This is a genomic window from Aquabacterium sp. G14 (assembly GCF_037482285.1).
Lineage (GTDB): Bacteria > Pseudomonadota > Gammaproteobacteria > Burkholderiales > Burkholderiaceae_C > Aquabacterium.
Genome location: NZ_JBBEYB010000005.1, coordinates 23,836 through 37,486, shown reverse-complemented (window position 1 = coordinate 37,486; position 13,651 = coordinate 23,836). Strand labels below are relative to the sequence as shown.

General features: G+C 63.2%; 11 protein-coding genes. All 11 read left to right on the top strand.

The genetic code is table 11. From position 1 onward, the window contains the following. Positions 1–118 precede the first annotated feature (118 nt). The 11 genes from WIT60_RS07310 to WIT60_RS07260 all read left to right on the top strand — a co-directional run bounded on the left by WIT60_RS07310 (position 119) and on the right by WIT60_RS07260 (position 13,640). Positions 119–568: an acyl-CoA thioesterase gene (locus tag WIT60_RS07310; protein ID WP_339583283.1), complete on the top strand. Its 450-nt coding sequence runs from the start codon at positions 119–121 to the stop codon at positions 566–568. Between the two features lie 47 nt (positions 569–615). Continuing rightward, positions 616–1,350 (top strand): nitroreductase, encoded by a 735-nt coding sequence (locus WIT60_RS07305; protein ID WP_339583282.1) that lies wholly within the window; start codon positions 616–618, stop codon positions 1,348–1,350. Between the two features lie 162 nt (positions 1,351–1,512). Beyond that, entirely contained in the window at positions 1,513–3,144 is a 1,632-nt protein-coding gene (locus tag WIT60_RS07300; RefSeq protein ID WP_339583281.1) for a 3-(methylthio)propionyl-CoA ligase, read from the top strand. 185 nt (positions 3,145–3,329) lie between these two features. After that, positions 3,330–4,565: a branched-chain amino acid ABC transporter substrate-binding protein gene (locus WIT60_RS07295; RefSeq protein WP_339583280.1), complete on the top strand. Its 1,236-nt coding sequence runs from the start codon at positions 3,330–3,332 to the stop codon at positions 4,563–4,565. A 106-nt stretch (positions 4,566–4,671) separates the two neighbouring features. After that, positions 4,672–5,694: a branched-chain amino acid ABC transporter permease gene (locus WIT60_RS07290; protein WP_339583279.1), complete on the top strand. Its 1,023-nt coding sequence runs from the start codon at positions 4,672–4,674 to the stop codon at positions 5,692–5,694. 7 nt (positions 5,695–5,701) lie between these two features. Further along, positions 5,702–6,994, top strand: a complete 1,293-nt coding sequence (locus WIT60_RS07285) for a branched-chain amino acid ABC transporter permease (RefSeq protein WP_339583278.1) — start codon at positions 5,702–5,704, stop codon at positions 6,992–6,994. Positions 6,995–7,004: 10 nt separating this feature from the next. After that, complete coding sequence (locus tag WIT60_RS07280; RefSeq protein WP_339583277.1) at positions 7,005–7,805, top strand: ABC transporter ATP-binding protein; 801 nt, start codon at positions 7,005–7,007, stop codon at positions 7,803–7,805. 2 nt (positions 7,806–7,807) lie between these two features. Further along, a complete protein-coding gene (locus WIT60_RS07275; RefSeq protein ID WP_320364167.1) occupies positions 7,808–8,503 on the top strand; it encodes an ABC transporter ATP-binding protein in 696 nt (231 codons plus the stop codon). Positions 8,504–8,715: 212 nt separating this feature from the next. Further along, on the top strand, positions 8,716–10,818 hold the full coding sequence (locus tag WIT60_RS07270; protein WP_339583276.1) for a 3-hydroxyacyl-CoA dehydrogenase NAD-binding domain-containing protein: 2,103 nt from the start codon (positions 8,716–8,718) through the stop codon (positions 10,816–10,818). Positions 10,819–10,932: 114 nt separating this feature from the next. After that, on the top strand, positions 10,933–11,712 hold the full coding sequence (locus WIT60_RS07265; protein WP_339583275.1) for a crotonase/enoyl-CoA hydratase family protein: 780 nt from the start codon (positions 10,933–10,935) through the stop codon (positions 11,710–11,712). A 50-nt stretch (positions 11,713–11,762) separates the two neighbouring features. After that, complete coding sequence (locus tag WIT60_RS07260) at positions 11,763–13,640, top strand: acyl-CoA dehydrogenase (protein ID WP_339583274.1); 1,878 nt, start codon at positions 11,763–11,765, stop codon at positions 13,638–13,640. Positions 13,641–13,651: the final 11 nt, after the last annotated feature.

The window sequence follows — 13,651 nt, the reverse complement described above, 5'->3', positions numbered from 1 at the left end:
GGGCTCTCAGTAACTGACCGGTGGGTCATTAATGTAGCGGTGGCTTTGGCGTGTGGTCAATCGGGCCGGGCGGGAGGGTGCGTTCAGACGAGGGAATGAATCATGAATAATGTTTCACATGAGCAGCAGACCCCAACCCCAGAGCCGGGCGGCCTACGCCCATTTCAGTCCCATCACCACCCGCTGGATGGACAACGACATCTACGGTCATGTCAACAACGTGACCTATTACAGCTACTTCGACACGGCGGTGAACCGCTATCTGATCGAGGCGGGTGTGCTGGACATCCATGCCGGCGATGTCATTGGTCTGGTGATCGAGACGCACTGCAACTACTTTGCCCCGCTGGCTTTCCCGCGCAATGTGGAGGCGGGCATCCGCGTGGCCCACATCGGCAAGAGCAGCGTGCGTTACGAGATCGGCCTGTTCGAAGAGGGGGAGCCGCAGTCGGCTGCCAGCGGCCACTTCGTGCATGTGTATGTGGACCGTGCCACGCGCCGACCCACCGAATTGCCCGAGACCTTTGTGCGAGCCCTGCAGGCCTTGCAACTGCCCGAGTCGGCCTGAGTTGACCGTTCCCCTTTTTTCCTCTCCTTTGCAGTCTGGACTTTGTCATGAGTCATCCCGCCTCGGTGCCACGCGCGCCCGATCTCATCACCCCTGAGCGCACGGCCGCTGTGGACGCGGCCATCACGTCGCGTCGTTCGATCCGTCGATTCCTGCCCACCGAGGTGCCGCGTGCTGTCGTGGAGGACATCTTGCGCGTGGCCTCGCGGGCGCCCTCGGGCACCAACACCCAGCCTTGGCGCGTGCACGTGTTGACCGGGGCGAGCCTGAAAGCCCTGGTGGACCGTTTGATGGCGGCGTACAACGACCCGGCGCAGGTGGGCTTGCATCAGGAGGAGTACGACTACTACCCGAAGGAGTGGATCTCCCCCTTCATCGACCGGCGCCGCAAGGTGGGTTGGGATCTGTACAGCCTGTTGGGCATTGCCAAGGGCGACAAGGTGCGCATGCATGAGCAGACCGGGCGCAACTTCCGCTTCTTTGACGCGCCGGTGGGCATGATCTTCACCATCGACCGGGTGATGGGCCAGGGCAGCTTGCTGGATTACGGCATGTTCCTGGAGAACATCATGGTGGCAGCGCGTGCGCGCGGACTGGACACCTGCGCGCAAGCCGCCTTCAATGCCTACCACGCCTTGATTTCGGACCAGTTGGGTCTGGATGCCGAGCGCGAGATGGTGGTGGTGGGCATGGCCCTGGGGCATGCCGACCCCGAGGCCATCGAGAACTCATTGCTTGCGGAGCGTGTAACGGTGTCCGAGTTTGCGACTTTTTGGCCTTGATTTGACGCAGTTTGGCCCTTTTTTCTAGGGTCTTCACGGGGGTCAAGGGCTTCGGAGCGCCGGACAAACAGGTCTATGATTTTGAGGATGTGGAAGGCGGCATTGTCAAAATAGCGTGCTGTCGTCAACCACCAATCTGCGTGTCTTTCCGGAGGACGACCTATGAGCCTGATGGGCCAAATGATGCAAATGCCCCTGTTGATTTCGTCGCTGCTGACCCATGCAGCGCGTCACAACGGGGATATCGAGGTGGTGTCCAAGCGTGTCGAAGGCGACATCCACCGTACCAACTGGGCCGAAGTCGAGCTGCGTTCGCGCAAGCTGGCCCAGGCGCTGGCCCGTCTGGGCTGCGAGGCGGGTGACCGCATCGGTACCCTGGCCTGGAACGGCTACCGTCACCTGGAGATCTATTACGGCGTGTCGGGCTCGGAGCTGGTGTGCCACACCATCAACCCCCGTCTGTTCCCTCAGCAGGTGGCCTGGATCATCAACGACGCGCAGGACAAGGTCATCTTCGTGGACCTGAACATCCTGCCGTTGGTGGAAAAGCTGGTGCCCTCGCTGCCGTCCGTCAAGCACGTGGTGCTGATGTGCGACCGTGACAACATGCCGCGTGAGCACTCGCTGCCCAGCCTGCTGTGCTACGAAGACCTGATCGACGCCGAAGACGGCAACTACACCTGGCCCTCGTTCGATGAGAACGCCGCCGCCAGCATCTGCTACACCTCGGGCACGACCGGCAACCCCAAGGGCGCCGTGTACTCGCACCGCTCCTCCGTGTTGCACGCGTACGCCGTGGCGCTGCCGGACGCCATGTGCATCAAGGGCACCGATGTGGTCCTGCCTGTGGTGCCGATGTTCCACGTCAACGCCTGGGGTACACCGTACGCCACCGCGCTGGTGGGCTGCAAGCTGGTGTTGCCGGGCCATCACCTTGACGGTGAGTCGCTCTACAAGCTGTTCGAATCCGAAGGCGTGACGATGAGCGCCGGCGTGCCGACCATCTGGATGGGCCTGCTGAATTACGTCAAGGCCAACAACCTGAAGTTCAGCACCTTCAAGACCACGGTGATCGGTGGCGCGGCCTGCCCGCCGTCGATGATCCGCACCTTCGAGAACGACTACAACGTCGAGGTGGTGCACGCCTGGGGCATGACCGAGTTGTCGCCGGTGGGCACGCTGGGCCGCCTGAAGTCCAAGCACGCCAACCTGGCGCCCGAGGCGAAGCAGAAGATCCTGGAAAAGCAGGGCAAGTCGGTGTTCGGTGTGGACATGCGCATCGTGGACGCCGAGGGCAATGTGCAGCCCTGGAACGGGGTGGCGACGGGCGATCTGGAGGTGCGCGGTCACTGGGTGATCAGCAGCTACTTCAACGTCGACAAGTCGCCGCTGCACGATGGCTGGTTCCCCACGGGGGACGTGGCCACCATCGACTCGGATGGCTACATGCAGATCACCGACCGCTCCAAGGACGTGATCAAGTCGGGCGGGGAGTGGATCAGCTCCATCGAGCTGGAAAACGTGTTGATGGGCCATCCGGCCGTGCACGAAGCGGCGGCCATTGCGGCGCATCACCCCAAGTGGGACGAGCGCCCCTTGATGGTCGTGGTCAAGAAGCCGGGTGCCGAGGTGACCAAGGAGGAGTTGTTGGCCTTCTACAAGGGCAAGATTCCGAACTGGCAGACCCCCGACGACATCGTGTTCGTGGACGAGCTGCCGCACACGGCCACGGGCAAGCTGTACAAGCTCAAGCTGCGTGAGCAGTATCGCGATTACAAGCTGCCAACGGCCTGACGCCTCAGCGCAAACCCTGTACTCAAGGGTTAACAAGGACACCTTCGGGTGTCCTTTTTTCTTTGTGAACTGCAGAGTGGAATGCGTGTTCGCACATTACGGGAAAGCTCTGACTGACCCCCGCGAACATGGGGGATAGATTGGGAGGGTAACGACTTCCGATCCCCCCGAATAAGGAGCTAGCGATGCGATTCCCTGTACGAGCAATGAGCGTGATGGTGGCGGCCTCTTTGAGCGCCGGTGCGGTGTTTGCCCAGAAGGGTGAGACCGTCAAAGTCGCCTGGATCGATCCGCTGTCGGGCCTGATGGCCAGCGTGGGTCAGAACCAGCTCAAGAGCTACCAATTTGTCGCTGAAAAGCTCAACGCCAACAACCCGGCTGGCGTGAAGTTCGAGATCGTCAGCATCGACAACAAGCTGAGCCCTGCCGAAACCTTGAACGCGCTGAAGTCGGCTGCGGACCAGGGCGTGCGTTACGTGGTGCAGGGTCTGGGTTCGGGCGCCGCCACGGCCCTGATCGACGGCATCAACAAGCACAACCAGCGCAACCCCGGCAAGGAAATCGTCTTCCTGAACTACGCCGCGGTGGACCCCGATCTGACCAACAGCAAGTGCAGCTTCTGGCACTTCCGTCTGGACGCCGACACCTCCATGAAGATGGAAGCCATGACCACCTTCATCAAGGACCAGAAGGACGTCCAGAAGGTCTACCTGATCAACCAGAACTACGCGCACGGCCACCAGGTCTCCAAGTACGCGAAGGAAAACCTCAAGCGCAAGCGCCCGGACATCCAGGTGGTGGGCGACGACCTGCACCCGCTGGCCCAGGTGCGTGACTTCGCGCCGTATGTCGCCAAGATCAAGGCCTCGGGTGCCGATACCGTGATCACGGGCAACTGGGGTTCGGACCTGTCGCTGTTGGTGAAGGCCGCCAACGACGCCGGCCTGACGGCCAAGTTCTACACCTACTACGCCAACTTCGGTGGCACGCCCACCGCTCTGGGCAAGGCTGCCAACGGCCGTGTCTATCAGATCGGCTATGGGCACTACAACCTGGGGGGGCTGAATGGTCAGTTGGTGAACGAGTTCAAGAAGCGTTTCAATGACGACTACTACTCCGCCGCGACCTACTCGGGCCTGCAGATGCTGACGATCGCGATGGCCAACGCCAAGTCGACGGACCCAGTCAAGGTGGCCTACGCGATGGAAGGTCTGAAGTTCAAGACCTTCAATGGTGAGGTCGAGATGCGCAAGAGCGATCATCAGATGCAGCAGCCTGTGTTCCTGACCAAATGGGCGCCAGTGGATGCCAAGAACCCGTACAACGTGGAAGGCACGGGCATGACCTTTGTGCCGGTCAAGCAGTTTGACGCGTACGTGGCCAGCACGCCCACTTCGTGCCAGATGAAGCGCCCTTCTTGATGTGAGGCGCTGAGGGCATGCGAGGGCGCTACGGCGCGTCGCATGCCCTTTTTTTGACCTGATCGTGGTGCCGGCTTGACCGGTGAACGAACTCTGCGGGCCAGTCATGGAAACGTTTTTTGTCTTTGCCCTCAACGGGCTCAGCTACGGGCTGCTGCTGTTCATGCTCAGCTCCGGGTTGACGCTCATTTTCAGCATGATGGGCGTGCTGAACTTTGCGCACACCAGCTTCTACATGCTGGGTGCTTATTTCGCCTATGCGCTCACGGGCAGCATCGGTTTTTTCCCCGCCTTGATCGTGGCACCGCTGTTGGTGGGCGCTCTGGGCGCGGCGTTCGAGCGCTATTCGGTGCGCAAGGTGCATCCTTACGGTCATGTGCCGGAACTGCTGGTGACCTTCGGCCTGTCGTATGTGGTGCTGGAAGTGGTGCGCCTGATCTGGGGCCCGGCCAACGTGGACTATCGCGTGCCCGAGGCGCTGGATGGGGCCTTGTTCACCCTGGCCAACATCCAGGGGCATGGCCTGAGCTGGTTTGCGGGCGCCGGTGATGCGGCGATTTGTGCAGCCGCCGGCAACTCTTGCACCCAGTTCCCGATGTACCGCGGCTTCATGGCCATGGTGGCTTTGGCGATGCTGGTGGCCTTGTGGCTGCTGCTGACCCGCACCCGCATCGGCCTGATCATCCAGGCTGCGCTGACGCACCCCGAGATGACCCAGTCGCTGGGTCACAACGTCCCGCGCGTGATGATGGGTGTGTTCGGGGGCGGTTGTGCCCTGGCTGGTCTGGCTGGCGTCATCGGGGGCAACGCCTTCGTGACCGAGCCGAACATGGCGGCCTCGGTGGGGGCCATCATCTTCGTGGTGGTGGTCGTTGGCGGCATGGGCTCGCTGGCGGGGGCCTTCCTGGCCTCCATCCTGATTGGCCTGATCCAGACCTTTGCCGTGGTCATCGACGTGTCGGTGGTGTCGGTGATGGAGAAGCTGGGCAGCCCGGTCTCTTTTGAGCACTGGGCCTACCCGATCCTGAAGATCTCGGTGTCGCAGATGGCGCCGATCCTGCCCTACCTCCTGTTGGTGCTGATCCTGATCTTCCGACCCAAGGGCCTTCTGGGCACCCGCGAGGAGTAAAGAGACCATGACTGACAAGATGTACACATTCCGTCCCATCAATGTGGGCCGTATCGTGCTGTGGTCCCTGTTCGCCCTGGTGCTGCTGGTGGCGCCCAAGGTGTTCGACAGCAGCCTGTCGATGACCATGCTCACGCAAATGGGCATCGCCATCATTGCCTGCCTGTCCTACAACATGCTGTTGGGGCAGGGCGGCATGCTGAGCTTTGGCCATGCGGTGTATTCGGGCCTGGGCTCGTTTGCCGCCATCCATGTGCTCAACAAGGTGTCCGAGGGCGCCTGGAACGTGCCGGTGAGCCTGCTGCCGCTGGTCGGTGGTGTGGCTGGCCTGCTGGTGTCGGCGCTGCTGGGTTCCATCACCACCAAGAAGTCGGGGACCATCTTTGCGATGATCACCCTGGGCATTGGTGAGCTGGTGTTCTCGATGTCGCTGATGCTGCCGGAGTTCTTCGGCGGTGAAGGCGGCATCTCCAGCAACCGCATGGTGGGTGAGCCCTTCCTGGGCATCACCTTCGGGCCCGAGATTCAGGTGTACTACCTGATCGCGGTCTACACCTTTGTGTGCACGGTGTTGATGTTTGCCTTCACGCAGACGCCGCTGGGGCGCATTCTGAATGCCGTGCGCGACAACCCCGAGCGGGTCGAGTTCATCGGTTACGACACCCAGCGTGTGCGCTATCTGGCCTTCATGATCGCGGGCTTCTTTGCCGGCATCGCGGGTGGCCTGTACGCCATCAACTTCGAGATCGTGACCGCCGAGGTGGTGAGTGCGCACCGCTCCGGGGCCTATCTGCTGTTCACCTTCCTGGGTGGCGCCTTGTTCTTCTTCGGGCCGATCATCGGCGCGGTGATGATGGTGCTGGCCACGGTGCTGCTGTCGGAGATGACCAAGGCATGGTTGCTCTATCTGGGCATCTTCTTCCTGGTGATGGTGATGTACGCCCCCGGTGGCATCTCGGGTCTGATCATGATGAACCTGCGCCTGGCCGCCTACGGTATGTTGCGTCGTCTCTGGACCTCGTACCTGGCTTTGGCGGGATCGCTGCTGGTGGTGCTGACCGCGGTGGCCGTGATCGTGGAGATGGTCTATCACATCAAGCTCAACGAGGCCTTGGGCCCCGAGATGAGCTTCATGGGCGCGACGATCAACACGCATGGCGTGGATGCCTGGGTGGGATCGGTGTTCCTGCTGATCACGGGTGTGGGTCTGTTCGAGTTGGTGCGGCGTCAGTTCGTGCACCAGTGGGGACAGATCCAGGAAGACATCGAGGCGGAGAACCTCCGTCGTCAAATGCATTGAGAGGCCAACCATGAGCGAGCACAAGGCATCTGCATCAGGTCTGGCACTTGAGTTGCGCAGCGTGCGCAAGTCTTTTGGCAAGACCGAAATCATCCGAGGGGCCGAGCTGGCGGTGAAAGCCGGCGAGCGCGTGGCCCTGATCGGCCCCAACGGCGCGGGCAAGTCCACGCTGTTCAATCTGATCAGCGGGCGACTGCCGATCACCAGTGGCGAGATCCTGTTGAATGGCGAAGCCATCCATGGGATGACGCCTTACGAGATCAACCGCCGCGGCCTGGCCCGCAGCTTTCAGGTGTCCAACCTGTTCCCACGCTTGAGCGTGTTCGAGAACATCCGCTGCGCGGTGCTGTGGTCCATGGGTGAGCGTTACGCCTTCTGGCGTTTCCTTTCCAAGCTGGACGCGGTCAACCAGCGTGCGGAAGAGGTGCTGGACATGATCCGCCTGCGTCGCAAGCGCGACGTGCATGTCACCTCCCTGACCTACGCCGAGCAGCGTGCGCTGGAAGTGGGCGTGACCATCGCCGGCGGTGGCAATGTGATCCTGCTGGATGAGCCGACGGCCGGCATGAGCAAGTCGGAGACGGCGAACTTCGTGCGCATGATCCGTGAAGTCACGGAAGGCAAGACCTTGCTGACCGTGGAGCACGACATGGGTGTGGTGTTCGGGCTGGCCGACCGCATTGCGGTGCTGGTGTACGGCGAGGTGATCGCTTTTGATACGCCCGAGAACGTGCGGGCGAACGACCGCGTCAAAGAGGCGTATCTGGGCTCGGTGCTGGCCCAGAACCAGGCCGCCGAGGCAGGAGTCTGAGCATGCTGAACATTCAAAACCTGCACGCGTTTTACGGCAAGAGCCACATCCTCCATGGCGTCGACATGGAGGTCAAACCCGGCGAAATCGTCAGCCTGCTGGGCCGCAACGGCTCGGGGCGCTCCACCACCATCAAGGCCATCATGGGCCTGGTGGATGCACAAGGTTCTGTGAAGTGGAATGACCAGGAGCTGCTGGGGCACAAGACCTACGACATCGCGCGCCACGGCCTGGGCTATGTGCCCGAAAGCCGCGATGTGTTCCCCAAGCTGACCGTGGAGCAGAACCTGCTGCTGGGCCAGAAGGGGGGTAAGAAGCCCGGACGCTGGAGCCTGGACGACATGTACCAGATGTTCCCGCGCCTGAAGGAGCGCCAGCACACCGAGGCGGGCGTGATGTCGGGCGGTGAGCAGCAGATGCTCACGCTGTGTCGCACCCTGATGGGCGACCCGGACCTGATCATGATCGACGAGCCGACCGAAGGGCTGGCGCCGAAGATCGTGGAACTGGTGGGGGAGTACCTCAAGGAGCTGCAAAAGCGCGGCCTGGCTGTGCTGCTGGTGGAGCAGAAGCTCACGATCGCCCTGGACATCTCGCAGCGCTGCTACGTGATGGGCCACGGTGAGGTGGTGTTCCACGGCACCCCCGATGAGCTGCGGGCCGACCAGTACGTCCGCAAGGAGTGGCTGGAGGTCTGATTTTTGGTTCGCTTGGCGGAATTTGCGGACTTTGTGGCTTGGGACTTTCCCTGTGTTTGTGCAACACGGGGAGCAAGCTCTGCCACAATCTTCGGATATTCTTACAAGAACTCTTGTCAGAATGAGTTGTCTGGTCGCCAGGCAGAGCGTGGTCGCCGCGTGAGGTGGTGACGCGCGGCCTGGCATCCGTCTATCAACGTCCCGAGATCGCCATGAGCACCACCTACCAAGTCAACGGCGGCGTCGCCGTCATCACCCTGAACAACCCGCCCGTCAACGGCTTTGGTCACAGCACCCGTGCCGGGGTGTTTGAGGGTTTGAAGCAGGCTGAGGCTGATGCCAGCGTGCAGGCGGTGGTGATCATCGGTGGGGGCAAGGTGTTCTGCGGTGGCGCCGACATCCGTGAATTCGGCACCCCGGCGGCTTTTGCCGAGCCTGGTCTGCACGCCGTCATCGCGGCCATCGAAGCCAGCAGCAAGCCGGTCGTCGCCGCCATCCACGGGGTGGTGATGGGCGGTGGCCTGGAACTGGCCTTGGGTTGCCACTACCGCGTGATGGCCCCTGGCGTGCAGGTGGCCCTGCCGGAGGTGAACATCGGCCTGATCCCCGGTGGCGGTGGTACGCAACGTCTGCCGCGCGTGCTGCCGGTCGAGATGGCCTTGCAGATGGTCACGAGCGGTGCCTCGGTGCCCAGCGACAAGCTGGCCAAGGTGCCTGGCCAACAGCTGATTGCCAAGCTGATCGAGGGTGATTTGCTCGCCGGGGCGCAGGCCTTCGCGCTGGAGGTGGCTGCGGTGCGCCCGATGCCGCGCGTGCGGGATCTGCCCGCGCCGACGGTCGCCGATGCGGGCCTGTTCGACAAGGCTCGCGCCGACATGGCCAAGGCCCGCCGCGGTCTGGTGTCGCCCCAGCGCTGCATCGATGCCATCGAGATCGCCACGAAGGACGACATCGACACCGGCATCCAGAAAGAGCTGGAAATTTTCAAGGCCATCATGGTCGGCCCGCAGGCCAAGGCCATGCAGCACGCTTTCTTCGGTGAGCGCGCCGCCAGCAAGATCCCCGATGTGCCCGACAACACGCCCACCCGCGAGGTGAAGCAGGTGGCCGTGATTGGCGCCGGCACCATGGGCGGCGGCATCACCATGTGCTTCCTCAACGCCGGCATTCCGGTGAAGTTGCTGGAGATGAAGCAAGAGGCCATCGACCGTGGCGTGGGTGTGATCCGCAAGAACTACGAAGCCCAGGTGGCCAAGGGCAAGCTGGCCCAGGACAAGTACGAGCAGCGCATGAGCCTGCTCACCACCACCCTGAGCTACGACGACATCGCCCAGGCCGACATGGTCATCGAAGCCGTGTTCGAGAACATGGAGGTGAAGGCCCAGGTGTTCACGAAGCTGGATGCGGTGATGAAGCCCGGTGCCATCCTCGCGTCGAACACCTCGACACTGGACGTGGACAAGATCGCCGAAGTGACCAAGCGCCCGCAAGACGTGGTGGGCCTGCACTTCTTCAGCCCGGCCAACGTGATGCGCCTGCTGGAAGTGGTGCGCAGCAAGCACACGGCCAAGGACGTGATGGCGACCGTGATGCAGGTGGCCAAGAAAATCAAGAAGGTCGCTGTGGTGTCGGGCGTGTGCGATGGCTTCATCGGCAACCGCATGTTCGAACAGTACGTGCGCCAGAGCTTCCAGCTGGTGGAAGAGGGCGCCACGGTGCCGCAGGTGGACAAGGCGGCCGAGGCTTTCGGCTTTGCCATGGGCCCCTTCCGCGTGGGCGACCTGGCCGGCAATGACATCGGCTTTGCCATCCGCAAGCGCCGCCGTGTCGAGCAGCCTGATGTGGTCTACAGCCCGGTGGGCGACGCCATTTGCGAGCTGGGCCGCTTTGGCCAGAAGGTGGGCAAGGGCTGGTACGACTACGAAGCCGGCAAGCGCGACCCGATCCCTTCGGCCGAGGTGCAGGCTTGCATCGACAAGGTCCGTGCCGACAAAGGCATCACACCGCGCACCATCAGCGACGAGGAAATCGTCAACCGCCTGGTGCTGGCGATGGTCAACGAGGGCGCGCAGATCCTGGAAGAGGGCATCGCCTCCAAGGCCTCCGACATCGACATGGTCTACCTGACCGGCTACGGCTTCCCGCTGACCTGGGGGGGGCCGATGCTGTACGCCGACCTGATGGGCCTGCCCAAGGTGGTCGAGCTGATGAAGGGCTTCCAGGCACTGCCCGGCGCGGACCAGGCCTTCTGGACCCCGGCCCCGCTGCTGGCCCGTTTGGTGGCCGAAGGCAAGACCTTCAACGGCAAGGCCTGAGCAGCCCATGACATTCATGGCTCAGTTTGAGCAGCACTGAGCCCATCGTGAGGGTCTGCAAGGCGATGGCTGGGCAGACCTTTTTTTGACCGCCCCTGCACAGAGGTGTCTGACATGTCTCACATCGAAACCAATCAGAACGGCCACATCCTGGAAATCAAGGTCAACCGGCCTGAGAAGCACAACGCGCTCTCGCCCGAGATGTACCGTGATCTGGCCCGCGCCTATGGCGAACTCAGCCGCAACCCCGAGTTGCGCGTGGGCCTGCTGTACGGCGAGGGGGCGCACTTCAGCTCGGGTGTCGAGCTGGACAAGTGGGCGCCGATTTTCGGCAATGGCAAGGGTTTTGAGGTGGGCGAAGGCGAGATCGACCCCTTCGGCCTGCAGGCCCAGCGTCACACCAAGCCGGTGGTGATGGCGGTGCAGGGCAACTGCTTCACCTGGGGGGTGGAGATCATGCTCAACACCGAGATCCGCGTCGCGGCCTCGGACACGCGTTTTGCCATGCTGGAAGTCAAGCGCGGCATCTTCCCCTGTGGCGGTGCCACCTTGCGCCTGCCACGCCAGATGGGCTGGGGGGCGGCGCACCGCTACCTGCTGACGGGCGAATTCTGGTACGCCGAAGAAGCCCTGCGCACGGGCCTGGTCCAGGAGGTGGTGCCTCCCGGTGAGCAAGTCACCAAGGCCCGCGAGATCGCCACGCAAATTGCCAAGGCCGCGCCGCTGGGCGTGCAAGGCGTGCTCAAGTCCACCCGCATGGCGTGGAACGAGGGCGAGGCCGAAGCCGCCCGTCACCTGTTTGTGGACATGGTGCCCGTGATGCAGAGCGAGGATGCTGCCGAGGGCGTGGCGTCCTTCCTGCAGCGTCGCGAAGCCGTCTTCAAAGGACGCTGAGGCGCATCGTTTGAGCCTGCCTGTCAACCTGATCTGAACTGATTGTCATCATGACCCAACGCGCCACCCTCGACTTCCTGCTCTACGACTGGCTGAAGGCAGACGCCCTGTGCGAACGCCCCCGCCACGCCGAGCACAGCCGTGACACCTTCGACGCAGTGCTGGACCTGGGCGAGAAGATTGCCGCCGAGCAGTTCGCCCCTTTCAACCGCCTGACCGACCTGCAGGAGCCCGAGTTCGACGGCGAACGTGTGCACCTGCCGGCCGAGACTCCCAAGGCCCTGCAGGCCTTCATCGACTCGGGCCTGATGGCCGGCGCGCAGGACGCCGCGGTCGGTGGCATGCAGCTGCCCACCGTGGTCGAGATGGCCGCGATGAGCTTCTTCTTCAAGGCCAGCGTGTCCCTGGCGGGCTACCCCATGCTCACGCGTGGCAATGCCAACACCATCCTGGCGCATGGCACCCCCCAGCAAATCGAGGTCTTCGCCAAGCCCAGCTTTGAAGGCCGCACCTTCGGCACCATGTGCCTGAGCGAGCCGCAAGCCGGCTCCAGCCTGTCGGACATCGCCACCAAGGCCGTGCCCGACACCGGCAGCGAAGCCCACGGCGCCACGCCCTGGCAGCAGGACCCGCTGGGCCCACGCTTCCGGCTCAAGGGCAACAAGATGTGGATCTCGGGCGGCGAGCACGAGATGGGCGAGAACATCGTGCACCTGGTGCTGGCCAAGATCCCCGGCGAAGACGGCAAGACCATTCCCGGCGTGAAGGGCATCTCGCTCTTCATCGTGCCGCGCAAGCTGGTGCAGGCCGACGGCACCATCACCAACCAGCGCAACGACGTGTCGCTGGCCGGCCTCAACCACAAGTGCGGCTACCGCGGCACGGTCAACACCCTGCTGAACTTTGGCGAAGGCAAGTTCCCGGTGCACGGCCAGGCCGGCGCCGTGGGCTACCTGATCGGCAAGCCCGGTGAAGGCCTCAAGTGCATGTTCACGCTGATGAACGAGGCCCGCATTGGCGTGGGCCTGGGCGCGACCATGCTGGGCTACGCCGGCTTCGAAGCCTCGCTGGCTTACGCCAAGGACCGCCCGCAAGGCCGTGCCATGACCGCGGCGGGCAAGGACGCCAGTAGCCCGCAGATCCCCATCATCCAGCACACCGACGTCAAGCGCATGCTGATGATGCAAAAGACGGTCGCCGAAGGCGGCCTGGCGCTGGCGCTGCTGTGCGCCCAGCTGGTGGACGACGAACAGACCGGCAACGAGGCCGAAGCCGAGAAAGCCCGCCTGCTGCTGGAACTGCTCACTCCGATCGCCAAGAGCTGGCCCAGCGAATGGGCGCTGGAGGCCAACAGCCAGGCCATTCAGGTGCTGGGCGGCGCCGGCTACACCCGCGACTTCCCGGTCGAGCAGTACTGGCGTGACAACCGCCTCAACATGATCCACGAAGGCACCCACGGCATCCAGGGCATGGACCTGCTGGGCCGCAAGGTGGTGATGAACGGTGGCAAGGCCCTGGCCGTGCTGGCCGAGCGCATCAGCGAAACCATCCAGAAGGCTGGTCACATCGAAGGCCTGGCGCTGCACGCCAATGCCCTGGCCGGTGCACTGCAAAAGGTGGGCGCTGCCACCAAGGCGGCATGGAGCACGGGGCAGCCTGAAGAGGCTCTGGCCAACGCCACGCTGTACCTGCAGGCCTTCGGCCACACCGTGCTGGCCTGGATCTGGCTGGAGCTGGCCATTGCGGCGCAGGCTGCGCAGGCCAAGGGCACATGGGACCAAGGGCCTCTGGGCGCCGGTTTCCTGCAAGGCAAGCGTGCTGCGGCAGACTACTTCTTTGCCTACGAGTTGCCCAAGATCGATGCCTGGCTGGGCGTGGTCTCGCGCCGTGACCTGACCTGCGCGCAAGCCCAGGCCGACTGGTTCTGAGCGCACGGCTG